The sequence below is a fragment of the Pseudomonas sp. ok272 genome (assembly GCF_900109995.1).
Classification (GTDB): Bacteria; Pseudomonadota; Gammaproteobacteria; order Pseudomonadales; family Pseudomonadaceae; genus Aquipseudomonas.
Genome location: NZ_FOCB01000001.1, coordinates 598,359 through 623,701, shown reverse-complemented (window position 1 = coordinate 623,701; position 25,343 = coordinate 598,359). Strand labels below are relative to the sequence as shown.

25 protein-coding genes are annotated in these 25,343 nt (G+C 61.2%); 11 read left to right on the top strand and 14 right to left on the bottom strand.

Annotated elements, in window-relative coordinates; translation table 11 throughout:
- Positions 1-3 precede the first annotated feature (3 nt).
- Positions 4-600, bottom strand: coding sequence for a tRNA-uridine aminocarboxypropyltransferase (locus BMW74_RS02975; RefSeq protein WP_093413377.1), 597 nt, complete (start codon positions 598-600; stop codon positions 4-6).
- A gap of 2 nt (positions 601-602) precedes the next feature.
- On the bottom strand, positions 603-1,496 hold the full coding sequence (locus tag BMW74_RS02970) for a LysR family transcriptional regulator (protein WP_093413374.1): 894 nt from the start codon (positions 1,494-1,496) through the stop codon (positions 603-605).
- Positions 1,497-2,058: 562 nt separating this feature from the next.
- Between BMW74_RS02970 and speB the strand changes: the two genes are divergently transcribed.
- From speB to BMW74_RS02950, 4 genes are all read left to right on the top strand, one after another.
- A complete protein-coding gene (gene speB / locus BMW74_RS02965; RefSeq protein ID WP_093413371.1) occupies positions 2,059-3,009 on the top strand; it encodes an agmatinase in 951 nt (316 codons plus the stop codon).
- Between the two features lie 9 nt (positions 3,010-3,018).
- On the top strand, positions 3,019-3,426 hold the full coding sequence (locus BMW74_RS02960; protein WP_093413368.1) for a YybH family protein: 408 nt from the start codon (positions 3,019-3,021) through the stop codon (positions 3,424-3,426).
- A gap of 55 nt (positions 3,427-3,481) precedes the next feature.
- Positions 3,482-4,999: a purine-cytosine permease family protein gene (locus tag BMW74_RS02955; protein WP_093413365.1), complete on the top strand. Its 1,518-nt coding sequence runs from the start codon at positions 3,482-3,484 to the stop codon at positions 4,997-4,999.
- Between the two features lie 153 nt (positions 5,000-5,152).
- Entirely contained in the window at positions 5,153-6,532 is a 1,380-nt protein-coding gene (locus BMW74_RS02950) for a sodium:solute symporter family protein (protein ID WP_093413362.1), read from the top strand.
- A 236-nt stretch (positions 6,533-6,768) separates the two neighbouring features.
- On the opposite strand, the gene BMW74_RS25355 is transcribed toward BMW74_RS02950, so the two are convergent.
- From BMW74_RS25355 to BMW74_RS02940, 3 genes are all read right to left on the bottom strand, one after another.
- Positions 6,769-6,897, bottom strand: a complete 129-nt coding sequence (locus BMW74_RS25355) for a PA1414 family protein (protein ID WP_256562504.1) — start codon at positions 6,895-6,897, stop codon at positions 6,769-6,771.
- Between the two features lie 173 nt (positions 6,898-7,070).
- Positions 7,071-8,003, bottom strand: coding sequence for a DMT family transporter (locus tag BMW74_RS02945; protein WP_093413359.1), 933 nt, complete (start codon positions 8,001-8,003; stop codon positions 7,071-7,073).
- A gap of 49 nt (positions 8,004-8,052) precedes the next feature.
- Positions 8,053-8,889, bottom strand: coding sequence for a CvfB family protein (locus tag BMW74_RS02940; protein ID WP_093413356.1), 837 nt, complete (start codon positions 8,887-8,889; stop codon positions 8,053-8,055).
- A 351-nt stretch (positions 8,890-9,240) separates the two neighbouring features.
- Here BMW74_RS02940 and BMW74_RS02935 point away from each other — a divergent pair, with 351 nt between their 5' ends.
- A complete protein-coding gene (locus BMW74_RS02935; protein ID WP_017337097.1) occupies positions 9,241-9,429 on the top strand; it encodes a hypothetical protein in 189 nt (62 codons plus the stop codon).
- A 208-nt stretch (positions 9,430-9,637) separates the two neighbouring features.
- Here BMW74_RS02935 and BMW74_RS02930 read toward each other — a convergent pair whose 3' ends face one another.
- Positions 9,638-10,984: a DEAD/DEAH box helicase gene (locus BMW74_RS02930; protein WP_093413353.1), complete on the bottom strand. Its 1,347-nt coding sequence runs from the start codon at positions 10,982-10,984 to the stop codon at positions 9,638-9,640.
- Positions 10,985-11,176: 192 nt separating this feature from the next.
- On the opposite strand from BMW74_RS02930, the gene BMW74_RS02925 reads away from it, so the two are divergent.
- A complete protein-coding gene (locus tag BMW74_RS02925; RefSeq protein ID WP_093413350.1) occupies positions 11,177-12,475 on the top strand; it encodes a mechanosensitive ion channel family protein in 1,299 nt (432 codons plus the stop codon).
- A gap of 101 nt (positions 12,476-12,576) precedes the next feature.
- On the opposite strand, the gene BMW74_RS02920 is transcribed toward BMW74_RS02925, so the two are convergent.
- The 3 genes from BMW74_RS02920 to BMW74_RS02910 form a co-directional block, all read right to left on the bottom strand.
- Positions 12,577-13,443: a carboxylate/amino acid/amine transporter gene (locus BMW74_RS02920; RefSeq protein ID WP_093413347.1), complete on the bottom strand. Its 867-nt coding sequence runs from the start codon at positions 13,441-13,443 to the stop codon at positions 12,577-12,579.
- A 253-nt stretch (positions 13,444-13,696) separates the two neighbouring features.
- Positions 13,697-14,296 carry an FMN-dependent NADH-azoreductase gene (locus BMW74_RS02915; RefSeq protein ID WP_093413344.1) on the bottom strand — a complete coding sequence of 200 codons (600 nt, stop codon included), beginning with the start codon at positions 14,294-14,296 and terminating at the stop codon, positions 13,697-13,699.
- Between the two features lie 150 nt (positions 14,297-14,446).
- Positions 14,447-14,761 (bottom strand): 3-phosphoglycerate kinase, encoded by a 315-nt coding sequence (locus BMW74_RS02910; RefSeq protein WP_093413342.1) that lies wholly within the window; start codon positions 14,759-14,761, stop codon positions 14,447-14,449.
- Positions 14,762-14,810: 49 nt separating this feature from the next.
- On the opposite strand from BMW74_RS02910, the gene BMW74_RS02905 reads away from it, so the two are divergent.
- The 5 genes from BMW74_RS02905 (at position 14,811) to aqpZ (ending at position 20,023) form a co-directional block, all read left to right on the top strand.
- The gene (locus tag BMW74_RS02905; protein WP_093413339.1) at positions 14,811-15,734 is read left to right on the top strand and encodes a PA3225 family LysR-type transcriptional regulator; all 924 of its coding nucleotides are present in this window, start codon (positions 14,811-14,813) and stop codon (positions 15,732-15,734) included.
- 14 nt (positions 15,735-15,748) lie between these two features.
- A complete protein-coding gene (locus BMW74_RS02900) occupies positions 15,749-16,552 on the top strand; it encodes an alpha/beta fold hydrolase (RefSeq protein WP_093413336.1) in 804 nt (267 codons plus the stop codon).
- A gap of 3 nt (positions 16,553-16,555) precedes the next feature.
- A complete protein-coding gene (locus BMW74_RS02895; RefSeq protein ID WP_093413333.1) occupies positions 16,556-17,122 on the top strand; it encodes a peptidylprolyl isomerase in 567 nt (188 codons plus the stop codon).
- Between the two features lie 88 nt (positions 17,123-17,210).
- Positions 17,211-19,043 carry an ABC transporter ATP-binding protein gene (locus BMW74_RS02890; RefSeq protein ID WP_093413331.1) on the top strand — a complete coding sequence of 611 codons (1,833 nt, stop codon included), beginning with the start codon at positions 17,211-17,213 and terminating at the stop codon, positions 19,041-19,043.
- Between the two features lie 281 nt (positions 19,044-19,324).
- A complete protein-coding gene (aqpZ, locus tag BMW74_RS02885; RefSeq protein ID WP_093413327.1) occupies positions 19,325-20,023 on the top strand; it encodes an aquaporin Z in 699 nt (232 codons plus the stop codon).
- 13 nt (positions 20,024-20,036) lie between these two features.
- On the opposite strand, the gene BMW74_RS02880 is transcribed toward aqpZ, so the two are convergent.
- The 5 genes from BMW74_RS02880 to BMW74_RS02860 all read right to left on the bottom strand — a co-directional run bounded on the left by BMW74_RS02880 (position 20,037) and on the right by BMW74_RS02860 (position 24,838).
- On the bottom strand, positions 20,037-21,161 hold the full coding sequence (locus tag BMW74_RS02880) for a GNAT family N-acetyltransferase (RefSeq protein ID WP_093413325.1): 1,125 nt from the start codon (positions 21,159-21,161) through the stop codon (positions 20,037-20,039).
- 148 nt (positions 21,162-21,309) lie between these two features.
- Entirely contained in the window at positions 21,310-22,644 is a 1,335-nt protein-coding gene (locus BMW74_RS02875) for an OprO/OprP family phosphate-selective porin (RefSeq protein ID WP_093413323.1), read from the bottom strand.
- Between the two features lie 234 nt (positions 22,645-22,878).
- Positions 22,879-23,115, bottom strand: a complete 237-nt coding sequence (locus BMW74_RS02870; RefSeq protein WP_093413321.1) for an anti-sigma factor family protein — start codon at positions 23,113-23,115, stop codon at positions 22,879-22,881.
- Positions 23,109-23,717, bottom strand: coding sequence for an RNA polymerase sigma factor (locus tag BMW74_RS02865; RefSeq protein WP_093413318.1), 609 nt, complete (start codon positions 23,715-23,717; stop codon positions 23,109-23,111). Before BMW74_RS02865 ends, BMW74_RS02870 begins: the two co-directional genes overlap by 7 nt.
- Entirely contained in the window at positions 23,717-24,838 is a 1,122-nt protein-coding gene (locus BMW74_RS02860) for a beta-ketoacyl-ACP synthase III (protein WP_093413316.1), read from the bottom strand. Before BMW74_RS02860 ends, BMW74_RS02865 begins: the two co-directional genes overlap by 1 nt.
- Positions 24,839-25,343 lie beyond the last annotated feature (505 nt).

Here is a 25,343-nt window from a genome sequence, read left to right as displayed (position 1 = left end):
CACTCACTGATCCCCATGGTTACGCTGATACGTGTCCTGCCCCATCGCCTCGATCTGCCCCGCGATCAACGCCTCGAACGGTTTGAGCAAGGGCTCGAACGATACGGGTGCCTCCAGCACCTGCAACGCCTGCGCGATCGCCTCCACCGTCGACAATGCCCCGGGCCCCGGTGCCTTGCGCAACCGATAACGCGAGACGCCGCCCTCGGCCAACGTCACCCGCGGCAACGCCGCCAGCAGCGGGTTGAGGTGCAGCAACTTGCGCGCCTTGCGCCAGGTGCCGTCCGGGACCACCAGCAACAGGGGTTGATCGCCCTCGGCATAGGCCTGCAACGGCTGCGCATCGTCGGCGGGGAACAACAAGCGCGCCTGATAACCCGGCAGATTGAGCAACGCCGGCAGATCCTCGAAGACTTCACCGACGATCAACTGGGCATTGTTCAGCCCCAGCGCTGCCAGCCGCGCGGTGTTCAACGCATGGTTCACTTCGCTGGGGTGTTGCAGCACCAGCACCCGGGTGCGGCTGTCGAGGCTCGGGATCAATGAGCACAGGCAATGGGTGTGTGGGCGCAGGCAGCGCGGGCATTGGATTCTGGGCATGGTCAGGCCTGATTCAGTTGGGCTTTGAGCAGGTCACGAAAGGTCTGGATCAACGGCTCGCGACTTCGCCCCCGGCGCACGATCATCGAGAACGGCGCCTGGTAGCCGAAGGTGGCCGGCAGCAGCACCCGCAAGTCGCCCTTGTCGGCCCAGGCCTGGGCATAGTGCTCGGGCAAATAGCCGATGTAGGCACCCGACAGCACCAGGATCAATTGCGCCTCCATACTGTCCACGGTCGCCGCACTGTGCTTGAAGCCATGACGCGCCAGCTCGGCCTGGCTCCAGTAGCCACGCCCGACCATGCGCTGCTGGGTGATCAGTTGCTCGGGGATACGCCGCTCGGTGAACAGCGGGTGCCGGCTGCTGCAATACAGCCAGTGCTGCTCACGGTACAGCGGCATGTACACCAGGCTGCTCATGCGCGTGGAAAACGCGCCGATGGCCAGGTCCAGGCGGTTGTCCTGCACGCCCAGTTGCAACTCGTACGGGCTCATCACCGACAAGTGCAAATGCACCGCGGGGTGTTCCAGGGTGTAGGCACCAATGGCTTCGGCGAATGGCAAGGCCTTGTCGCTGACGGTCGAGTCGATCACCCCGAGGTTGAGGGTGCCGCGCAGCTCGCCCTTGAGCGCGGCGGCGTACTGCTCGAAGCCTTCAAGCTCGCCCAGCAGGCGCAAGGTCTCCTGGTGGAACAACTCGCCTTTGCTGGTCAGGCTGAACCCACCCCGCCCACGGTGGCACAGCACCAACCCCAAGGCGGTCTCAAGCTGGCTCATGTAGGTGCTGATGGCCGAGGTCGAGAGGTTGAGTTCGTGCTGGGCATTGGCGAACCCCTGATGGCGTACCACGCTGACGAAGATGCGCAATAGTTTCAGGTCGGGTAAAGCATTGGCCATGGAATCTACGATCTCCGCTCAATAATCAGGTGAACCCGCGTTGCCAGAACAGTGGTTGCGACACCCTCCCCGTGGGAGCGGGCTTGCCCGCGAAGGCGGCGGTACAGTCAACCATCATGTGGGATGTTGCGACTCTTTCGCGGGCAAGCCTCGCGCCTACAGACGGTGGGTGCTTGTAGGAACGAGGCTTGCCCTAATGCCAGTCAGTTAAGCGAAACCCACGTGGGAGCGAGCCTGCTCGCGATAGCAGTAGGTCAGTCAACGGAGATGTTGGCTGTGTTGCCGTCTTCGCGAGCAGGCTCGCTCCCACAGGTTTGGCGCCTTAACTGACTGGCATTAGGGCTTGCCCGCGAACCGGCCTGCCCCTACAGCGCATCGCTATTGGGCGTGAAGTCTAATCCGACTCACCTCATTAGTTTAGAAAAATCTGAACTAAGTATTTGCCGGTAGCGATTCTTCTGCCGCACTACATTTCGCAGAATCGGCGCCAACAGGTGCCTGTGCATTCCCGTATGCGCTGAGCAACCCCATAAATAAAACAAATGATGATGAGGCCCTACCCGTGGACAAAATTCTTCACCAACCACTGGGCGGCAACGAAATGCCGCGCTTCGGCGGCATCGCCACCATGATGCGACTTCCCCACCTGCAAACCGCCGCCGGCCTGGACGCTGCCTTCGTTGGCATCCCGCTGGACATCGGTACTTCGCTGCGCGCCGGCACCCGTTTCGGGCCCCGCGAGATCCGCGCCGAATCGGTAATGATCCGCCCGTACAACATGGCCACCGGTGCCGCACCGTTCGATTCGCTGTCGGTCGCCGACATCGGTGACGTGGCGATCAACACCTTCAACCTGCTGGACGCCGTGCGCATCATCGAAGAGTCCTACGATGAAATCCTCAAGCACGACGTGATCCCGCTGACCCTCGGTGGCGACCACACCATCACCCTGCCGATCCTGCGTGCGATCCATAAAAAGCACGGCAAGGTTGGCCTGGTGCACATCGACGCCCACGCCGATGTCAACGATCACATGTTCGGCGAGAAGATCGCCCACGGCACCACCTTCCGGCGCGCCGTCGAAGAAGGCCTGCTGGACTGCGACCGCGTGGTCCAGATTGGCCTGCGCGCCCAGGGCTACACCGCCGAAGACTTCAACTGGAGCCGCAAGCAGGGTTTCCGTGTGGTCCAGGCCGAAGAGTGCTGGCACAAGTCGCTGGCGCCGCTGATGGCTGAAGTGCGCGAGAAAGTCGGCGGTGGCCCGGTGTACCTGAGCTTTGACATCGACGGTATCGACCCGGCTTGGGCGCCAGGCACCGGCACCCCGGAGATCGGTGGCCTGACCACCATCCAGGCCATCGAGATCGTCCGTGGCTGCCAAGGCCTGGACCTGATCGGCTGCGACCTGGTAGAAGTCTCGCCGCCGTACGACACCACCGGCAACACCTCGCTGCTGGGCGCCAACCTGCTGTACGAAATGCTCTGCGTACTGCCGGGCGTGACTCACCGCTGAGGGTTGACGATGAACGCACACGACCAGGTACTCAACGCCGCCGCCGAACTGGTGTCGGCGTTCGAACGCAACGATCGCGAAGCTTACTTCGGCGCTTTCACCAGCGACGCCAGCTTCGTTTTCTACACCCTCGACAAGCCTCTGTTGTCGCGCGATGCCTATCAGGTGTTGTGGGACAACTGGCGCCTTGAAGAAGGCTTTGAGGTGCTGTCGTGCACCTCGGGCAATGCCTTCGTCAGCGTGCAAGGGGACGTGGCGATTTTCGTGCATGACGTGGCGACAACGCTGCGCATGCAAGGGGAGCAACACTTTAGCCAAGAGCGCGAAACCATTGTGTTTCGCCAACAACCCCAGGGCCATTGGCTGGCCTGCCATGAACATTTGTCGGCGATGCCGCAAAGGCTGCCCACCCCTTAGCCAAGACAGGTGACGCTCACGCACGATGAGCGCGCCTTTATGATCGGAGCTGATCATGAATAACAACAACAAAGAACCTAGCCTTAGCCTCAGCAACATCGAAACCAACGGGGTCGAACAGATCCCGGACCACGAGCGCACCGCAGCCCCCCTGGACTTGTTCCGGATGATCTTCGGCGGCGCCAACACCTTCGCCACCGCCGTACTCGGCAGTTTCCCGGTGCTGTTCGGCCTGTCCTTTCAAGCCGGCGTCTGGGCCATTGTCCTGGGCGTGTTGGTCGGCTCGTTGATCCTGGCCCCCATGGGTCTGTTCGGCCCGATCAACGGCACCAACAACGCGGTGTCCTCGGGCGCGCACTTTGGGGTGCACGGCCGGGTCGTCGGTTCGTTCCTGTCGCTGTTGACCGCCATCGCCTTCTTCTCACTGTCGGTGTGGAGTTCCGGTGATGCGTTGGTCGGCGGGGCCAAGCGCCTGATCGACCTGCCGGAAACCGACCTGACCCTGGGCCTGGCCTATGGCATGTTCGCGATCCTGGTACTGGCGGTGTGCATCTACGGCTTCCGCTTCATGCTGTGGGTCAATCGCATCGCCGTGTGGGCGTCCAGCCTGCTGTTCCTGCTGGGCATCTTCGCCTTCGCCCCGGCATTCGACAGCCACTATGCCGGCACCGTCGCCATGGGGCAGCCAGGGTTCTGGGCCGCGTTCATTGGTGCGGCATTGGTCGCCATGAGCAATCCGGTATCCTTCGGCGCGTTCCTCGGCGACTGGGCACGCTACATCCCGCGCAAGACCTCCAAGGGCCGGCTGATGCTGGCGGTGATCCTGGCACAAGCGGCCACCCTGATCCCGTTCCTGTTCGGCCTTGCGACCGCGACCATTGTCGCGATCAAGGCACCGGACTACATTGCCGCGAATAATTATGTCGGCGGCCTGCTGGCCGTATCACCGACCTGGTTCTTCCTGCCGGTGTGCCTGATTGCGGTGATCGGGGGCATGTCGACGGGCACCACGTCGCTGTATGGCACCGGCCTGGATATGTCCAGCGTGTTCCCGCGCCTGTTGTCGCGGGTCAAGGCGACCGTGCTGATCGGGGTGATGTCGATTGCCTTCATCTTCATCGGGCGCTTTGCAGCGAACCTGGTGCAGAGCGTGTCGACCTTCGCCGTGTTGATCATCACCTGCACCACACCGTGGATGGTGATCATGATCATCGGCCTGGTGGTACGTCGCGGCTTCTATTGCCCGGATGACCTGCAAGTATTCACCCGCGGCGAGAAAGGCGGTCGCTACTGGTTCAACCACGGTTGGAACTGGCGCGGCCTGGGGGCCTGGATCCCGAGCGCACTGGTGGGCCTGTGCTTCGTCAACCTGCCTGGGCAGTTTGTCGGGCCCCTGGGCGAGATGGCTGGCGGTATCGACATCAGCCTGCCGGTCACCCTGGGCCTGGCGTCGTTGGTGTACCTGACCCTGCTGAGCCTGTTCCCGGAACCGGGCAACGTCTTCGGCCCCAACGACTCACGCAACAAGGGCATGGATTCGCTCGTAAACCCGGCAGTGCAACCTGTCGTCTGATTCAAAAAAGACCTGTGGGAGCGAGCCTGCTCGCGAAGACGGCGGCACATTCAACACCGATGTGACGGATAGATCGCCTTCGCGAGCAGGCTCGCTCCCACACATAAATGATTCCAGGCTCACCATAAGAAAGACAATCGGAGACACGCCATCATGGCTTTAGATTTATTTGTCGTACTCATCTACGCCGCCGCGATGCTGATACTTGGCTACTACGGCATGCGCAAAGCCAAGACCAACGAAGACTTCCTTGTCGCCGGTCGCAACCTGGGCCCGACGCTGTACATGGGCACCATGGCCGCCACCGTGCTGGGTGGCGCGTCCACCGTGGGCACCGTGCGCCTGGGTTATGTCCATGGTATTTCCGGCTTCTGGCTGTGCGCGGCCCTCGGCTGCGGGATCGTGGCGCTGAACCTGTTCCTGGCCAAGCCGCTGCTGAAGCTGAAGATCTACACCGTTACCCAAGTCCTGGAAAAACGCTACAACCCGATGGCCCGCTCCGCGAGCGCGATCATCATGCTGGCCTATGCGCTGATGATCGGCGTGACCTCGATCCTGGCCATCGGCACCGTGCTGCAAGTGCTGTTCGACCTGCCGTTCTGGATCTCGGTGATCCTCGGCGGCGGCGTGGTGGTGGTCTACTCGGCGATTGGCGGCATGTGGTCGCTGACCCTGACTGACATCGTGCAGTTCGTGATCAAGACCGTGGGCCTGATGTTCATCCTGTTGCCGATCTGCCTGTACCGCGTCGGCGGCTGGGATGAGTTGGTGCTGAAGCTGCCCGAAGCGGCCTTCAACTTCACCACCATCGGCTGGGGCACCATCGTTACCTACTTCATGATCTACTTCTTCGGCATCCTGATCGGCCAGGACATCTGGCAACGGGTGTTCACCGTCAAGAGCGCACGCGTTGCCCAATACGCAGGGACCTTCGCCGGCCTGTACTGCATTCTCTACGGCCTGGCCTGCGCCCTGATCGGCATGGCCGCTCACGTGCTGATCCCGGACCTGGACAACGTCAACAACGCCTTCGCCGCCATCGTCAAACTGTCCCTGCCGGACGGTATCCGTGGCCTGGTGATCGCTGCCGCCCTGGCCGCCATGATGTCCACCGCCAGCGCCGGCCTGCTCGCTGCCGCAACCACCCTGACTGAAGACCTGATCCCCAAGCTGCGCGGCGGCAAACCGTCGAGCCTGCGCATGAACCGCTTGTTCACCGCACTGACGGGCCTGGTCGTACTGGCAATCGCCCTGGTGGTGAACGATGTGATCAGCGCCCTGACCCTGGCGTACAACCTGTTGGTGGGCGGCATGCTGGTCCCACTGATCGGTGCGATCTTCTGGAAACGCGCGACCACCGCCGGCGCTATCGCCAGCATGGGCCTGGGCTTCGTCACGGCCCTGGTGTTCATGGTCACCGACGGCCTGGACGCCAACACCCCGATCTACTACAGCCTGGCTGTCGGTTTGGTGAGCTTCATCGTGGTCAGCCTGGCGACCCGTCGCCAGGAAGCCCTGGCCAGCGCGATCTAACCTCAGGTTAGACGCCTCACACCTTTCTTCGGCGGGTGCAGCATCGGTTGCTGCACCCGTTTTTTTTCGCCTGAAGGAAAGTGCTGGCCATCAACGCGCGGGCACGGCCACTGCGTACCGGGCATGACGGTAATTGCGCAATGGTTCCGGGGAGAGAAGGCGCAGCGTGCCTGGACAACCGCTGCATCGGCACCTTTGATCAGGTGCCGTATCCACAGGCTCAGGTGCCGGGATGGTTACCGGCGGCGCGGCTGACGTCGACGTTGCTCGTCATCGGTACGAATGGGCACAGGTTGCAGAGGTGGTTCGATCAAACCTAGCGCAACACCGAGGTCGTGGAGCCAGTTTTGCAGTTTCTCTTTCATGATGCCCCCCCTTCAGGGTAGTGCCGAGCGCCCCACTTCTGTAGACGCTTCGTACAGATAGTAGTCCGAAGTCCTACGCAATGCTCGCCTCAGTACGCAAAGATCTGTTACTGGATTGATCTGAATCAACCGCGGTGGCGGGCTGGGCGCGCGTCTTGCGTCGTTGCGCGCCCTCAGTGTTGCCCAAGCGCTTTGCGCAAACGTCGACGAACCCACTGCTCGGCACTCACAAACGTGATGCCCAGCAGCACCAGCACCGCACCGATCACGAAGTTGACGGTAAGTTTCTCCCCCAGCAGCAGGACCCCAAACGTGACGCCGAACAGTGGCGTCATGAACGAGAACACCGCCAGGTTCGCCGCCATGTAGCGGCGCAGCAGCCAGAACCAGATCAGGTAACTGAAAAAAGACACCACCAGCCCCTGGAACAGCACGCTGGACACCGCCACTGCCGTCAGCTGTACGTGTGTCACCTGGCCGCTGAGGATCGCGATCAGCAACAAGCCGACAAACCCGACAATCAATTGATAGAACAGGGTCAGGGTCACGGGCGCTTCCGACAACCGCGAGGCACGCACCACCACCGTGGTCGCGCCCCAGGCCGCGCCGGCCAACACGCCGAAGGCGTCACCGAGCAACATGCGCCGGTCCAGGTTGTCCCACGACACTCCACCGGCGAACGCCAACCCAATGCCGATGAAGGCCAGCACAATCCCCAGCCATTGCACCGGCCGCAAGCGCTCGCTCGGCAGCAGCCAATGCACGCCCAGCGCGGTAAAGATCGGTGCGGTGTAGAGAAACACTGACATGTGCGCGGCCGTCGTCAGTTGCAGCCCTTCGGAAATGAACAAGAACTCAAGGGCAAACAGGCTGCCCGCCAGCAAGCCGCCACGCCAGGTGTGGCCAACCTGGTCCCAGCCGCCCTTCCAGCAGATCAGCAAGCCCACCAGCAGCGCCGAGATGCCCGAGCGGCCGACGGCCTGCATCACCGGGGCGATGTCTGGCGCCGCCCACTTGATCATCACCTGCTGGATGCCCCACACCAGGCACAAGCCCAGCATCACCTGCAGGGCAAAACCATCGGCGTTGCGCCGAGTGGCAATCATCACGAAGCCTGGCGATCAGTTGATGACATGACTATCCCTCACCCGACCCTCAGCTTAGTTCGATGCGATCAGCATGAATGACGATCTGGCCGTTCTTGTACAAGGCACCGATGGCCTTCTTGAAGTTGCCCTTGCTGACACCAAACAGGCTACTGATCAGGGCCGGATCACTCTTGTCGCTGACCGGCAAGGTGCCGTTGTTGTCACGCAGCTTGGCGAGGATCTTCGAGTTCAGGCTGGTGGCGGCCTCTTCGCCGACCGGTTGCAGGCTCAGGCTGATCTTGCCGTCGGCCCGCACTTCCTTGATGAAGCCCTTCTCTTCCTTGCCGGCACGCATGAACTTGAAGATTTCGTTCTTGTGGATCAAGCCCCAATGCTTGTTGTTGATGATCGCCTTGAAGCCCATGTCGGTCGCTTCGGCCACCAGCAGGTCAACTTCCTGGCCGGGCTGATAGTTCGCCGGGGTCTTATCCAGGTAGCGGTCCAGCCGCGCGGTCGCGGTAATGCGGCGCGTGTGCTTGTCGAGGTAGACATGCACCACGCAGTACTCGCCCGCGGTCATTTGGCGCTTTTCTTCCGAGTACGGCAACAGCAGGTCCTTGGGCAGGCCCCAGTCAAGGAATACCCCGATGCTGTTGACTTCAACAACTTTGAGACTGGCGAACTCACCGACCTGAACTTTCGGCTTTTCGGTAGTTGCGATGAGTTTGTCATCGCTGTCCAGATAGATAAAAACGTTCAGCCAGTCTTCATCTTCACTGGGAATATCCTTGGGGATATAACGATTGGGCAAAAGAATCTCGCCGTCCGCGCCACCGTCCAGATATAAACCGAAGTTAGTGTGTTTAACCACTTGCAAACTGTTGTAGCGCCCGACTAAAGCCATTTCCAATACCCTCATTGCGTGGGCGGCATTCTACCCGGTTTTGCCGTCGCCGTTGGAGGACCGCTGGGACCTCGTCGGAAATTTCCTCGCCAAGCCGCGATTTTCCTGAGGTTTACACCCGGTAGCAGTCCGCTCGTCAGGCCGTGGTGACGGGCAGCGATGCGCTCCGGGAACCTCGCATTGCCCTTTTCACCGCAGGGTTGTTATTTAAAACAGTGACTTAGGTAAATATCATGACAACAACTCAGGTTTAACTGAGACAAGCCCTTGGTTATTTCAGGGGGATATTTACCAAGCAATTGTCAAGTATTTCCTGTACGATGCGTGGCCAAGTTCATTTTCTACAGGTTAATGGCCGCCATGCGTGTAAAAGCATCCAACAGCAAAGCAAAGCCAGCTCCAGCAGTTGAAACCAGCGAATCGATCAACAACCAGATCGCTGCTTTCCTCAAGTCCGGTGGCGAGATCCAGCAAATTGCCAAAGGCGTCAGCGGCCAGACATTCGGCCCGTCCAAGCAGATCACCTTGGGCAAAAAGTAATACCCCCTCGCAACACCCTGGTCCCTAAGCGCTTTGAGCCTCAAAGCGCTAGGACTGGAACCCTCCCCCGCATGACCTTAGATCAAACCCGCACCCTGCTGATCGGCTGAACGGCCGAGGCCATTGCGCGTGGGCAGCCGATTACATTCCACCGCCCATAAAAAAACCGGACATCCGTCCGGTTTTTTTATGGGCGTACTACGGCGCGTTATTCCGCCGCCGGCGCTTCTGGCTTGCGGCGCTTGAGCGGGGCCATGCCGTCCTTGCTGACCAGCGACAGGGCGTCGGTCTTCGGGCGGTTGGCGATCTTGCGCTTGGTCGGTGCCTTGGCGCCGGTTTTCTTCTTGTCGCCCTTGGCGTCGGTCTTTTTCTTCTTCACGCCAACGGCCTTGCCCGAAGCCTTGACCTTTTTCGGTCCGCCGTAGGTGCCTTTGACTTCCTTGATGGTGCGGCGCTCGAAGCTCTGCTTGAGGTAGCGCTCGATGCTCGACATCAGGTTCCAGTCGCCGTGGCAGATCAGCGAGATCGCCAGGCCATCGTTACCGGCACGACCGGTGCGACCAATACGGTGCACGTACTCGTCGCCACTGCGCGGCATGTCGAAGTTGATCACCAGGTCCAGGCCATCCACGTCCAGGCCGCGTGCGGCCACGTCGGTGGCGACGAGGATCTTCACCCCGCCCTGCTTCAGGCGGTCGATGGCCAGCTTGCGGTCCTTCTGGTCCTTTTCACCGTGCAAGACAAACGCCTTGTACTCCTGAGCCACCAGGCGGCCGTAGATACGGTCGGCCATGGCACGGGTGTTGGTGAAGACGATGGCCTTCTGGTAGGTCTCGTTGGCCAGCAACCAGTTGAGGATTTGCTCTTTGTGCTGGTTGTGATCCGCGGTGATGATTTGCTGGCGGGTGGTAGCGTTCAGGTCGCTGACGTTGTTGAGCTGCAAGTGCTCAGGGTTGTTCAGGACCTTGGCCACCATGTCGCGCAGGCCGGAACCGCCGGTGGTGGCGGAGAACAACATGGTCTGCTGGCGGTTGGTGCATTCCTCGACCAGGCGCTGTACGTCTTCGGCAAAGCCCATGTCGAGCATGCGGTCGGCTTCGTCGAGCACCAGCACTTCGACTTCTTTCAAGTCCAGGTTGCCGGCGTTCAGTTGCTCGATCATCCGCCCCGGCGTACCGATCAGGATGTCCGGCACCTTGCGCAGCATCGCGGCCTGGACCTTGAAGTCCTCACCGCCGGTGATCAGGCCGGACTTGATGAACGTGAACTGGGCGAAGCGTTCGACTTCCTTGATGGTCTGCTGGGCCAGCTCGCGGGTCGGCAGCAGGATCAGGGTCTTGATGCTGACGCGGACTTTGGCCGGGCCGATCAAGCGATGAAGGATCGGCAGGACAAAGGCCGCGGTCTTGCCGCTACCGGTTTGTGCCGTCACCCGCAGGTCACGCCCTTGGAGCGCGAGCGGGATAGCCGCTGCCTGCACCGGCGTTGGCTCGACAAATTTAAGCTCGGCCACGGCTTTGAGCAGGCGTTCGTGCAGGGCGAATTGGGAAAACACGGGTGCTACCTCGAAGAAATACAAAAATCAGCTGCATAGGGTAACGGTTTCGAGCGCTCAGGCCGAGTTTCTTTATGCAAACGAGGGTAAACAGTGGCTATTTTGTTAGCGGCTTTGTCCCAGATCGTAACCTTGCGTGTCTTAAATGCTTTAATCGAAGGGACTTGTCCTACAGAAGAATCGTTTTAGCCTATGGATCTCCAACAGCTCTGGCTCAATGCCCAACTACTCTGGAACGGCCTGGAACAGCATCCACGCGTTTACTCAGCCCTGGCTTTGTTGCTGTTACTGACCGTCGCGTTGATCGTCGGACGAGTGGCGCGCTACCTGATTATGCACGCGGTCAAATTGCTCGGCCGCCAGCCGGCGATGCATTGGCTCAATGACCTGATCAAAAACAAGGTGTTCCAACGCCTGGCCGAGATGGTGCCTTCGCTGGTGGTCCAGTTCGGGTTGAACCTGATCCCGGAGATGAACAAGACGACCCAGCACTTTCTGGGCAACGTCGCCCTGGCGTTCACCATTTTGTTTGTGATGCTGGCCATCAGCGCCCTGCTCAATGCCCTGCTGGATATCTACGCCCGCACCGAACACGCCCGAACCCGCTCGATCAAGGGCTACGTGCAAATGGCCAAGATGGTCTTGTACGTGTTCGGCTCGATCATCATTGTCGCCACCCTGATCGACCGCTCGCCGCTGTTGTTGCTGTCCGGCCTGGGCGCGATGTCGGCGGTGATCCTGTTGGTGTACAAGGATACCCTGCTGTCATTCGTCGCCAGCGTGCAACTGACCAGCAACGACATGCTGCGGGTCGGCGACTGGATCGAAATGCCCCAAGTGGGGGCCGATGGCGATGTGGTGGACATCACCCTGCACACCGTCAAGGTGCAGAACTTTGACAAGACCATCGTCTCGATCCCGACCTGGCGCCTGATGTCCGAGTCCTTCAAAAACTGGCGTGGCATGCAGGCCGCGGGGGGCCGGCGGATCAAGCGCAGTCTGTTCATCGACGCCGGCGGTGTGCGCTTCATCACCGATGAGCAAGAGCACAGGCTCACCCAAATCCACCTGCTCACCGACTACATGAGCCGCAAGCAGGCCGAACTCAAGGCCTGGAACGAAGCCCAGGGCAACGTGGCGGCGCTGTCGGCCAATCGTCGCAGGATGACCAACATCGGTACGTTTCGCGCCTATGCGCTGGCGTACTTGAAGAGCCACCCGGAGATCCAGCCGAACATGACCTGCATGGTCCGCCAGATGCAAACCACCGCCCAAGGCGTGCCACTGGAGGTCTACTGCTTCACCCGCACCACCGCGTGGGGCGACTACGAGCGTATCCAGGGCGATATCTTCGACTACTTGCTGGCGGTGCTGCCGGAGTTTGGCCTCAGCCTGTACCAGCAACCGAGCGGCAATGACTTGCGCGCAGGCGTGCTGCCGGCGGTGCTGGGGGCCGGTCATATTCCTCAGCTGGAAAACCAGGCGCTGTAACCCGCCTCCTCATGTAGGAGCGAGGCTTGCCCGCGAAGGCGATTTGCCAGTCAACCATTGCCTGTCATGCCGTCTTCGCGAGCGGGCTCGCTCCCACAGAATTAGCGTACAACTTCAGTTCGGCGCACCCCCAACCGACTGATCCACACCGCCGCCACGATCACCAACCCGCCAAACATCAGCCTGCCCAGCGCTTCATCCTGGTTCCAGATCAGCAGGTTGAGCAGCAAGCCAACGGGCACGTGCAGGTTGTTCATCACCGCCAGGGTCCCGCCATTGACCAGGCAGGCGCCTTTGTTCCACCAGTACAGGCCCAGCGCCGTGGACACCAGCCCCAGGAACACCAACACGCCCCATTGCAACGGCGCTTCAGGCAGGAAGTTCGACTTGCCGAACAGCAGGAACGCCGGCAACACCACCAACAGGGCACCCAGGTAGAAGTAGCCGAAACGCCGGTAATGCGGCAGGTCGCTGGGGTAGCGAGCGACCAGGTGCTTGTACATCACCTGGCCTGCGGCATAGGTGAAGTTGGCCAGCTGCAGCAGCAGGAAGCCCATCAGGAAGTCCGGGCTGATGCGGTCGTAACGAATCACCGCGGCCCCCAGCACCGCGACCAACGCGGCCACCAGCGCCCAGGGATTGAAGCGCCGGTTCAGCGCGTCCTCGATCAAGGTCACGTGCAACGGCGTGAGGATGGTGAACAACAGCACTTCCGGCACCGTCAGCACCCGAAAGCTCAGGTACAGGCAAACGTAGGTCACGCCGAACTGCAAGGCGCCGATCAACAACATCCCACGCATGAACCCAGGCTCCACCGAGCGCCAGCGGGTCAACGGAATAAATACCAACCCCGCCAGCACCACACGCACCAGTACGGCGAAGTAGCTGTCGACGTGACCGGCCAGGTATTCGCCAATCAGACTGAAGGAAAACGCCTGGATCAGCGTGACAAAAAGTAGATAGCCCATGTTCGCCTCGTTTCGAATGGCGGCGACGATAGCGGTTTTTGCCCCTGACCGCGAACAGTCAAACGACACAAAGTTTGTGTGGGAGCGAGACCAACAAATCCCAGGCAAAAAAAAGCCCGATCTCGCTAAAGCGTTCAATCGGGCGGCAGCACTCAGGAGCAACAAGTGCAAAGGGAGGTTCGATGCGCGTAGAGCCTTGAAGGGGTTGCGCCAGGTCACTAGACCATCCGGCGATTATCTGGCGATTAACGTATCAGGCGACCTGGGCCAGTTGAGCGTTGGCCTGGTTCAAGCCCTTCTCCTGGAAGTCACCACCCAGGTTCATGCCTTCGGCGTGAATGAACGTGACGTCGTGGATACCAATGAAGGCCATGACCTGGCGCAGGTACGGTTCCTGGTGATCCGTCGTGCTGCCGGCATGGATCCCGCCGCGCGCGGTCAGCACGTAGGCACGCTTGCCGGTGAGCAGGCCTTGCGGGCCAGTGTCGGTGTACTTGAAGGTCACGCCGGCACGCAGTACATGGTCGAGCCAGGCCTTGAGGGTGCTGGGGATCGTAAAGTTGTACATCGGCGCTGCCATCACCAACACATCGGCGGCCAGCAATTCGTCGGTCAGGTGGTTGGAGCGTTCCAGCGAGGCTTGCTCGATCTCAGTGCGCTGCTCGGCAGGCTTCATCCAGCCGCCCAACAGGTTGACGTCCATGTGCGGCACCGGATCGGTCGCGAGGTCGCGAACGGTGATCGAGTCAGCCGGGTGGGCTACTTTCCACTGCTCGATGAAGGTCTGGGTCAGTTGACGCGATACCGAGTCTTGCTGGCGGGCGCTGCTTTCGATGATCAGAACGCGGGACATGGGATGTAGCCTCCATCGGTGAATGCTGTAAGTCGATGGAGTGAAGGTTAAACAGAGTCGTATCGATGAAAAAGCGCAAATAACTGCTATAACCCATCAATAAATTCGTTTATAAGCGGAGCATACCCAGCGCGCCTGCTCCACCCGCGGTCATTTTTCAGTGCAACTCAGATCGATCTTCAGCCGGATGATGGCGCGGCTGAATTTGGCGCTGGCGTTTTTGTGTTTGCCGGCAGGGACCTCGATCCGGCGGGTGCGGGGTGCTTCCGGGCCGTTGGAGAACACCACCTTGCATGACGCATCGACATCGCCGTAGTTCGCCACTTGGATGGAGCCCATGTCACTGTCGGTGTCGTAGGTGATGTAATCGATCTTCAGGCCATTGAGGCTTTTTTCGACCGCGATGGGATAGGCAAACGCACTCAACGGCACCATCGCCAGCAACACACAACAGATTTTTTTCATTCGGCAGCCTCCATGGGAAGCTGCCAGCTTAGGACAAGAGGAGCTCATCATGAAAGCGCCCCGCGTGACCCTTGATCAATGGCGCACGCTGCAAGCCGTGGTCGATCACGGTGGATTTGCCCAGGCTGCGGAGGTGCTGCACCGCTCGCAGTCGTCCGTCAGCTATACCGTGGCGCGTATGCAGGACCAACTCGGCGTACCGCTGCTGCGCATAGACGGACGCAAGGCGGTGCTGACCGACGCTGGCGGCGTGCTGCTGCGACGCTCGCGGCAACTGGTCAAGCAAGCCAGCCAGTTGGAAGACCTGGCGCACCATATGGAACAGGGCTGGGAGGCGGAAGTGCGGCTGGTGGTCGATGCCGCCTACCCCAGCGCCCGCCTGGTTCGCGCCCTGACTGCCTTCATGCCGCAAAGCCGCGGTTGCCGGGTGCGACTGCGCGAGGAAGTGCTGTCCGGTGTCGAGGAAGTCCTGCTCGAAGGCGTGGCGGACCTGGCCATCAGCGGCTTCAGTATTCCCGGTTACCTGGGCGCCGAATTGAGCGCGGTCGAGTTCGTCGCCGTGGCCCATCCCGAACATCCGTTGCACCGGTTCAACCGCGAGTTGAACTTCCAGGACCTGGAAAGCCAACTGCAAGTGGTGATCCGCGACTCCGGGCGCCAGCAACCGCGCGACGTCGGCTGGCTCGGCGCCGAGCAACGCTGGACCGTCGGCAGCCTGGCCACCGCGGCCACGTTCGTCAGCAGCGGCCTGGGTTTCGCCTGGCTGCCACGGCACATGATCGAACGCGAACTCAAGGAAGGCGTGCTCAAGCTGCTACCGTTGGATCAGGGCGGCAGCCGCAACCCCAGTTTCTTTCTCTACTCGAACAAGGACAAACCCCTGGGCCCGGCCACGCAGATTCTCATCGAGCTGCTGCGCACCTTCGATACAGCGCCGCTGGATGCACCGTTCGCCGCCCCCCAACAAGCCTGACAAGGAGTCGCCCCATGGCCTATTTCGAACACGACGGTTGCACATTGCACTACGAGGAATACGGCCACGGCACCCCGCTGCTGTTGGTGCATGGGCTGGGGTCGAGCACCCTGGACTGGGAGAAGCAGATTCCCGAGCTGTCGCGCCACTATCGGGTCATCGTTCCCGACGTGCGCGGCCATGGCCGTTCGGACAAGCCACGGGAGCGCTACAGCATCGCCGCGTTCAGCGCTGATACCGTGGCGCTGATCGAACACCTGAATCTGGGCCCGAGCCACCTGGTGGGATTGTCCATGGGCGGCATGATCGGGTTTCAACTGGCGGTGGACCATTCGGCCCTGCTCAAGAGCCTGACCATCGTCAACAGCGCGCCGCAGGTCAAGCTGCACAGCGCCGACGACTATTGGCAGTGGTTCAAGCGCTGGAGCCTGATGCGCGTGCTCAGCCTCGCCACGATCGGCAAGGCCCTGGGCAGCAAATTGTTCCCCAAGCCGGAACAAGCCGACCTGCGACAAAAAATTGCCGAACGCTGGGCAAAAAACGACAAACGTGCTTATCTCGCCAGCTTCAATGCCATTGTTGGCTGGGGGGTTCAGGAACGACTGAGCAAGGTCACCTGTCCAACCCTGGTCATCAGCGCTGACCGCGACTACACCCCGGTGGCGCTGAAAGAAGCCTACGTCAAGCTGTTGCCCGATGCGCGGCTGGTGGTGATCGATGACTCACGCCATGCTACGCCCCTGGACCAGCCACACCGCTTCAACCAAACCCTGCTTGAATTTCTAACCGCCGTTGACACCACAACCCAGGATCACTGACCCATGCTGAAAAAAATTGCCCTTGTCACAGGCGCAGTCCTGTTCGCCGCCAACCTGATGGCCGCCACCGAGTCCGCCAAGGCGCCACACGTGCAACTGGTCACCACCAACGGCACCATTGAAATCGAACTGGACCCGGTCAAGGCACCGATCAGTACCGCGAACTTCCTCAAGTACGTCGACAGCGGTTTCTACAACAACACCATCTTCCACCGCGTGATCCCGGGCTTCATGGTCCAGGGCGGCGGCTTCACCGCGCAAATGGCGCAAAAGCCCACCGAGGCACCGATCAAGAACGAAGCCAAGAACGGCCTGCATAACGTGCGTGGCACGTTGTCGATGGCCCGTACCTCCGATCCAGACTCGGCCACCAGCCAGTTCTTCATCAACGTCAAGGACAACGACTTCCTGGACCCGGGTCGCGACGCGGGTTACGCGGTGTTCGCCAAAGTGGTCAAGGGCATGGACGTGGTGGACATCATCGTCAACTCCCCGACCACCCGAAAAAACGGCATGTCGGACGTACCCACCGACCCTGTGTTCATCAAGTCGGCCAAGCGCATCGACTGACCTGTCCAGGGCGTATTGGGCGGCAGCGACTGATCGTCGCGCCGCCCGCATCGACTAAAAGGAGAGCCCGTCCCCGGGCGTTCAACTGATGCTCTATCGCCGCTTCGAAAAACTCATCGATTATTTCCGCGACGCCCCCGCAGACGCCCCGCCGAACCGGGTCCTGCCCTTCTATCTCTACTACCTGCGCCAAGTCTGGCCGAGCTTCGCCGCCCTGCTGTTTGTCGGGCTGGTCGCCTCGCTGATCGAAGTGGCGCTGTTCCGTTACCTGAGCCGCATCATCGACCTGGCCCAGGGCGCGCCCAACGCCAACATATTCCAGGAACACGGCCTCGAACTGGCCTGGATGGCCGTGGTGGCGCTGGTTCTGCGGCCCATCTTCGTCGGCCTGCACGACCTGCTGGTGCACCAGACCCTGAGCCCGGGCATGACCAGCCTGATCCTGTGGCAGAACCACAGCTATGTGCTCAAGCAGAGTCTGAACTTCTTCCAGAACGACTTCGCCGGGCGAATCGCGCAGCGGATCATGCAAACCAGCAACGCCCTGCGCGACTCTGCCGTGCAAGCAGTGGACGCACTGTGGCACGTGCTGATCTATGCCATCAGTGCGCTGGTGCTGTTCGCCGAAGCCGACTGGCGCTTGATGATCCCCCTGCTGATGTGGATCGGCGCCTACATTGGCGTGCTGTTCTACTTCGTGCCCCGGGTCAAGGAACGCTCCGTGGCGTCCTCCGATGCGCGCTCCCGCCTCATGGGCCGCATCGTCGATGGCTACACCAACATCACCACCCTCAAGCTGTTCGCCCACACCCGCTCCGAACAGCAATACGCCCGCGAAGCCATTGCCGAACAGACCGAAAAAGCCCAACTCGCCGGACGCGTGGTCACCAGCATGGACGTGGCCATCACCAGCATGAACGGCCTGCTGATCGTCGGCACCACCGGCCTGGCCCTATGGCTGTGGAGCCAGTCGCTGATCTCGGTGGGCGCGATTGCCCTGGCCACCGGCCTGGCGATCCGCATCGTCAACATGTCGGGCTGGATCATGTGGGTGGTCAACGGCATCTTCGAAAACATCGGCATGGTCCAGGACGGCCTGCAGACCATCGCCCAACCGATCAGCGTCACCGACCGCGAAGGCGCGCAACGCCTGAACGTGGAGCGCGGCGAAGTGCGCTTCGAGCACGTAGCGTTCCACTATGGCAAGCACAGCGGGGTCATCGACGATCTCAACCTGATCATCAAGCCCGGTGAAAAAATCGGCTTGATCGGCCCTTCGGGCGCCGGCAAGTCGACCCTGGTCAACCTGCTGTTGCGCCTCTACGACCTGCAAGGCGGGCAGATCCTGATCGACGGCCAGAACATCGCCCACGTTGCCCAGGAAAGCCTGCGTGAACGGATCGGCATGATCACCCAGGACACCTCGCTGCTGCACCGTTCGATCCGTGACAACCTGCTGTACGGCAAGCCTGACGCCACCGACGAAGAACTCTGGTCGGCGGTACGCAAGGCCCGTGCGGACGAGTTCATCCCGCTGCTGTCGGACGCCGAGGGCCGCACCGGCTTCGACGCCCATGTCGGCGAGCGCGGGGTCAAGCTGTCCGGCGGTCAGCGCCAACGGATCGCCATCGCCCGGGTGCTGCTCAAGGACGCGCCCATCCTGATCATGGACGAGGCCACCTCAGCCCTCGACTCCGAAGTGGAAGCGGCGATCCAGGAAAGCCTGGAAACCCTGATGCAGGGCAAGACCGTGATCGCCATCGCCCACCGGCTTTCCACCATCGCACGGATGGACCGCCTGGTGGTCCTGGAAAATGGCCGCATCGCCGAAAGCGGCACCCACGCCGAGTTGCTGGCCCATGGCGGCTTGTACGCGCGTCTGTGGCAGCACCAGACCGGGGGATTTGTCGGGATCGATTGAGCCTTGCCCCTGTGGGAGCGAGCCTGCTTGCGAAAGCGGTCTGTCAGTCACATCAGTGCCGGATGTGGCGCCGCCTTCGCGAGCAGGCTCGCTCCCACACAGGTTGCTCACACAGGTTGATCCGCGATAGCCGCCAGAGCCCCATGCACAGGGCCTCTGGCGTTTTTATGTCTGAGTGGAATTCGGGAAAAATCCTGCTTCACTCAGCTCAGGATCTGGTGATGGTTCTGCAGTCCATCTGCTGGAGGCACACGGCGGCGTTAACTCGATAGGGCTCTCTCATGTCTCTGTTCAAACGTTCGGCTACAGAGTTGGTAGGTACGTTCTGGCTGGTGTTGGGTGGTTGCGGCAGTGCAGTGCTGGCAGCGGCATTTCCCAACGTAGGGATCGGCTTGCTCGGGGTCGCCCTGGCATTCGGCTTGACGGTACTGACCATGGCCTTTGCCATCGGCCACATCTCCGGTTGCCACCTCAACCCCGCCGTGTCGGTCGGGCTGGTGGTCGGTGGACGCTTCCCGGCCAAGGAGCTGCCGGCGTACATCATTGCCCAGGTGCTCGGCGGGATCATTGCCGCCGCGCTGCTGTACTTCATCGCCAGTGGCAAGCCCGGCTTTGAACTGGCGGGCGGCCTGGCCTCCAACGGCTATGGCGATCACTCGCCCGGCGGCTACTCGATGGCGGCGGGCTTTGTGACGGAGCTGGTGATGACGATGATGTTCATCCTGATCATCCTCGGCGCCACTGACAAACGGGTGCCCGTCGGCTTTGCCCCGATTGCCATCGGCCTGGCCCTGACGCTGATCCACCTGATCTCGATCCCCGTCACCAACACCTCCGTCAACCCGGCGCGCAGCACCGGCCCGGCGTTGATTGTCGGCGGCTGGGCGATCCAGCAACTGTGGTTGTTCTGGCTGGCACCGATTCTCGGCGCGGTGGTGGGCGGCGTGCTGTATCGCTGGCTGGCCAAGGAAGACGACTGACCGCACGCAAGGTTCAGCCCTGTCGATAAGGCAGGGCTGATCGCGCTTCCTCTGCATAGCCCAACACCCCGATGCGCTCGCGCGCCAGGAAGTCCGCCACGGCGGCCTTCAACCCCGGATGGCGCAGGTAGTGCCAGGAATGGGTGATCACCGGTTCGAAGCCTCGAATCAGCTTGTGCTCACCCTGGGCGCCGGCATCAAAGCGCTGCAAACCCTGGGCGATGGCGTAGTCCATGCCCTGGTAGAAGCAGGTCTCGAAGTGCAGGCGGTCGAACTCCGCCAGGCAGCCCCAATAGCGCCCGTAGAAACTGTCGCCGCCCACCAGGCTGAAGGCCATGGCCACCGGCCGTGAACCCTGCGTGGCCAGTACCACCCGGATCGCCTCGGGCATGCGCTCGGCCAGAAGACTGAAGAACTCCCGCGTCAGGTAGGGCGACTGCCGACGGACCGCGTAGGTGTTGGCGTAGCAGGCATAGACAAAATCCCACTGGCCCTCGTCCAGTTGATGCCCCTCCAGCCATTGGAACTCAATACCCTGCCCCGCCACTTGCTCGCGCTCCTTGCGCATCTGTTTGCGCTTGCGTGAACTCAAGGCGTCGAGAAAGTCCTGGAAGTCCCGATACCCTCGGTTCTGCCAGTGATATTGGCAGCCCACGCGCTGCAACCAACCCGGCTGTTCGGCCAGGGCGGCATCGGTAAAGGGGTCGGTGAAGTTGATGTGGGCGCTGGACAGCCCTTCGATCTCCAGGTAACCCGGCAGGCTGGCCAGCAGCTCAAAACCCTCTTGTACGGTGGCTGCCAGCAGGCGCGGACCACTCACCGGGCTGAACGGCACTGCGCTGAGCAACTTGGGATAGTAGTCAATCCCGGCTCGATCACAGGCTTCGGCCCAGGCATGGTCGAACACGTACTCACCGTAGGAGTGCCATTTACGATAACTGGGCAGTGCCGCCACCAGGCGCTCGCCTTCGCGGTGCAGCAAGTGCTCGGGCCGCCAGCCGGAATGCGGCCCCAGGCTGGCGCTGTCTTCCAGGCTGCTGAGGAATGCATGACGCAGGAACGGCTGGTTCAGGGGCACCAGCGCATCCCATTGCTCGGGAGCAATGTCAGACACACTGTGCAAAACATGTAGCGGCATTCTTAACTCCAACGGCGTAGCCCCCAAGACTCGCGAGTATCCCCCATCTCATGCAACCGCCGAAATAAAAAAACCCCGCCGGGGCGGGGTGAAACAAAAGGAGAGCTTTAACGGATGAAGGAAGAGCTCTTGCTACGTTGGATACACGTTAGAACACGTACTGCACACGGCCGACGAAGGCGCTGCCGCTGTCATCGCCCACGTTGTTGGTGATGTTGTCGGTCTTGGTATTGACGTAGTTAGCCGAGAGCTTGACGGCCTCGTTGGCGTACCAGTTCAAACCGATGGTGTTGACGTTGGCCTTGGCGTCGCCCACATCACGGGTAGCGGTCTTGGAGACCACGTTCTCGTCATCGACGCTGATGTGGTCGTAGCGGTAGAACACTTCCCAGGCACCGTACTGCTTGTTCTCCGGCTTGATGGTGTCGAACTTGGCGCCGTCGAGTTTGTAGACCCGCGATTCGCCAGTCAGGGTGTAGGCCAGTTGACCGTAGTAACCGCTGGCCTTCACGTCTTTGTACGAACTGCTGTCGGCCTTCATCTTGCGGGTCAGGTATTCACCCTGGGCCGAGAACGGACCGGTGGCGTAGGCGAATTCACCGCCCCACACCGTGTCGGTGTCATAGGCGCCAACCGCCGTCAGGTTGGAGGAACTCAGGCCCACGCCGCCGCCGAAGGTCGCGCGGTTGCCGTTGGTGCCCGCATCGTTGCCGCCGTTGGTGGACACGCCACGAACACCCAGGCGCGGACGGATCCGCGAGTCGAAGGAAACGTCGCCCAGGTCACGGGTCGCGAAGTCCAGACCAAAGTGCAACACGTTGCCGGTTTCATGCAGCGGCGCGAACACCGCACGGGCGTTGAACTGCTTCACGCTGTTGCCGTGGCTGTCGTTCATGTCCTTGGCCGCAACGCTGGACGACAGGTAAGCCATGTCCCCTACGACGGAACTGGCCTGGATACCCATGCCGTTTTCGTGGGAGTTGGCCCAATCCGCCACCTCGTAGGCCGCGTTTCGCTCGATCGCCGTCACCCACTTGGAGCTGGTGGCTTTTTCCAGGCCGAAGTCTGCGTCGAAACGGCCCACCTTGAGACCGACCGGTTTGAAACCGACGTAGGAAATCGACGCTTCATCGAAGTAACCGTCGTCAGCCGTACCGGAGTTATGGGAGAAGTCGTAGCTGATCTGGTACTTCCAGTCCTTGTACGCAGTGCCGCCCAGCTCCAGGTAGGCCCGGCGGAAGTAGGCGCCGTCACCAGTCTTGCCATCCTTGGTGTAGTAATCGTCGAACGTGCCGTAGTCGGCCTGCAGACGACCGCCCAGCTTGAAGCTGAACGCCGAATCCGTGGTTGCGACCTCAAGGCCGCCTTTGGTTTTGACTACGATATCGGCGCCGTCAGTGGTCACGGTGCCAGCGAAAGCCTGGGCGGTTACTGCCAGGGCCAGTGCGCTGGCGGCAAAACCGGCGAAGTGCTTACGGATCATCGAAGAGTTCCCCTAATTGGTGGTCTAAAAGCGTTGGAAACACGCGGTTCAGGCCCGCTTGTGTTGGGAGGGAATCTTGGCGACGGGTTATTTCAGAGGGGTTTCTTTTAGATAAAGATTTTATGACAGCGGAACTTTTTTACTTCGAAAGGAAATATATAAAACACGCCGACAGCCCCCCGGGCGGGCGGCCTCAGATCAGTACGATGACGGGATAGTACGCGAGGGCGTGAACTAGTCGCGGTGCTTGCGCTGCTCGCTGGCCAGGCGCTCAGCCAGTTCATCGACACCCACGACCGGCTCCTCGGGCATTGCGCGCAAGGTGGCCTGCATCAGGCGCATCTGCCGGATGAAACGCCGGCAGTTGGGGCAAAACATCAAGTGATGGCGCACCATCAAGCGTTCGCGAAAACTCAACTGGCCATCGAGGTAATCGCTGGAGCGCGCCACTTGTTCCTTACACGTCAGCATTGGCCTGACTCCTCGAAATGCTCAACGGTCGCGAAGACCTTCAACCGTGCCCTGTGCAGCAGCACGCGAACATTGGAGAGGGAGATCTCCAGAAGATTACAAATTTCTTCCAGCTCCAGGCCCTGTCGGTCACGCAGCAGCAGGACGCTGCTTTGCAGTTCGGGCAGGCTGAGCAGAGTTTTCTCCAGGCACTGGCGCAGTTCGTCTTCAGTGAGCAGCGCCTCCGGCGTGTCCTGATGCCAGGCAAACGGTGCCACTCGCCAATGCTCATCGCCGGCAGAGAATCGATCATCATCGACCGTGCCATGGGGCGACGGCAGGTCGTCCAGCAGCACTTCGCGGCGGTTGTGCTTGTACCGGCTCTTGGCCGCATTGGCGGTGATGGTCAGCAACCAGGTCTTGAGGCTCGAACGCCCCTGGAACCCGGCCAGGTTGCGCACGACCGACAGCCAGGCATCCTGCACCACTTCATCGGCATTGCGCGAGCCGACGATGGCATACGCCACCGCACGCATCGCGCCCTGGTAGGCGGCGACCAATTCCTTGAACGCCTGCTGCTCGCCCGCCAGCAGGCGGTCGAGTAACTGCCGGTCTTCGCTCATTAGCGCTTGCGCAGAATCACGCTACCGATCGAGTAACCGGCGCCGAACGAACTGAGCACGGCCAGGGAACCGGCGGGCAAATCGTCCTGATGCTTGTGAAAGGCAATCACCGAGCCTGCCGAACTGGTGTTGGCGTAGGTGTCGAGAATCACCGGGGCCTCGACTTCAGTGGCCTCACGACCGAGCAACTTCTTGACGATCAAGTGGTTCATGCTGAGGTTGGCCTGGTGCAGCCAGAAGCGCTTCACATCACTGACGTCCAGGGCGTTTTCCGCCAGGTGCGTGCCAATCAACTCCGCGACCATCGGGCAGACATCACGGAACACCTTGCGGCCTTCCTGGACGAACAACTTATCTGGGGCGCCAATGCCCTCCTCCGCCGCGCGGTTGAGGAAGCCGAAGTTGTTGCGGATGTTGTTGGAGAACTTGGTCAACAGCTTGGTGCTGACCACATCGAACTGGTAGGCCGACGTCGCGAGGTCGGCACGTTCGATGATCACGGCTGTGGCAGCGTCACCGAAGATGAAGTGGCTGTCGCGGTCACGGAAGTTCAGGTGACCGGTGCAGACCTCCGGATTGACCATCAGAATCGCCCGGGCCTGGCCCAGCTTCACACTGTTGGCCGCCGTCTGGATCCCGAAAGTGGCCGACGAACAGGCCACGTTCATGTCGAACCCGAAGCCTTCAATGCCCAGCGCTTCCTGGACTTCGATGGCGATAGCCGGGTAGGCGCGTTGCAGGTTGGAACAGGCGACAATCACCCCGTCGATATCGGCGGCGGTCTTGCCGGCGCGTTGCAGGGCCTGCTCGGCCGCGCCGATGGCCATCTGGCACAGCACCGACCACTCGTCATTGGAACGCTCAGGCAAGCGTGGCGCCATGCGCGTCGGGTCGAGAATGCCTTCCTTGTCCATGACAAAGCGGCTCTTGATCCCGGAAGCCTTCTCGATAAACGCAGCGCTGGACTCGGTCAGGGCCTGCACATCGCCACGCTCGATGGCCTCGGCGTTATCGGCGTTGAACTGGGCGACATACGTATTGAAAGACTGCACCAGCTCTTCGTTGGAGATGCTGTTGGCCGGGGTGTACAGGCCGGTGCCGCTGATGACGACGTTATGCATGCTCGTTTCTCTAATCTGTTTTAGGCACAAAGCGTTGGTACCGTCGTACCAACACATAAAGAGTCGCGTCCCGTTCGTGGGCGTCGACCAGACGTCGCGTTGTTCCGCCCCGCCCAACCCCTCAAGGGCTCAAAACCGCGGGACCGGCATTTATAGGCGCGAAGTTTGCCATAAATGCCGGGGTTTGGCCCCTGCTACGAGATTATCGGCACCACAACCACGCCCCCCCACTGTGCCCTTGAGCACTCAACAGGCCGAGCGGTAGCTCGCCTGAAGCTCTTGATCCACCCGCCCCTTCGGCAGGCTGAGCGAAGGTATCCCTCTGGGGACTGGCGCACAGCGCCGTTCGACGCAGTCGAACACATTGCAGGGAGGTGCAGCGAAGCAAACCGGAGGGCGATGCCCCCAGAGGGATACCGCAGCGAAGGAACCCTGAGCCTAGGCGAAGGGCCGGACGCTTGGGGCGAGACCTTTGCTCACTTTGGGCTGGGCCGGCACCCCGGCG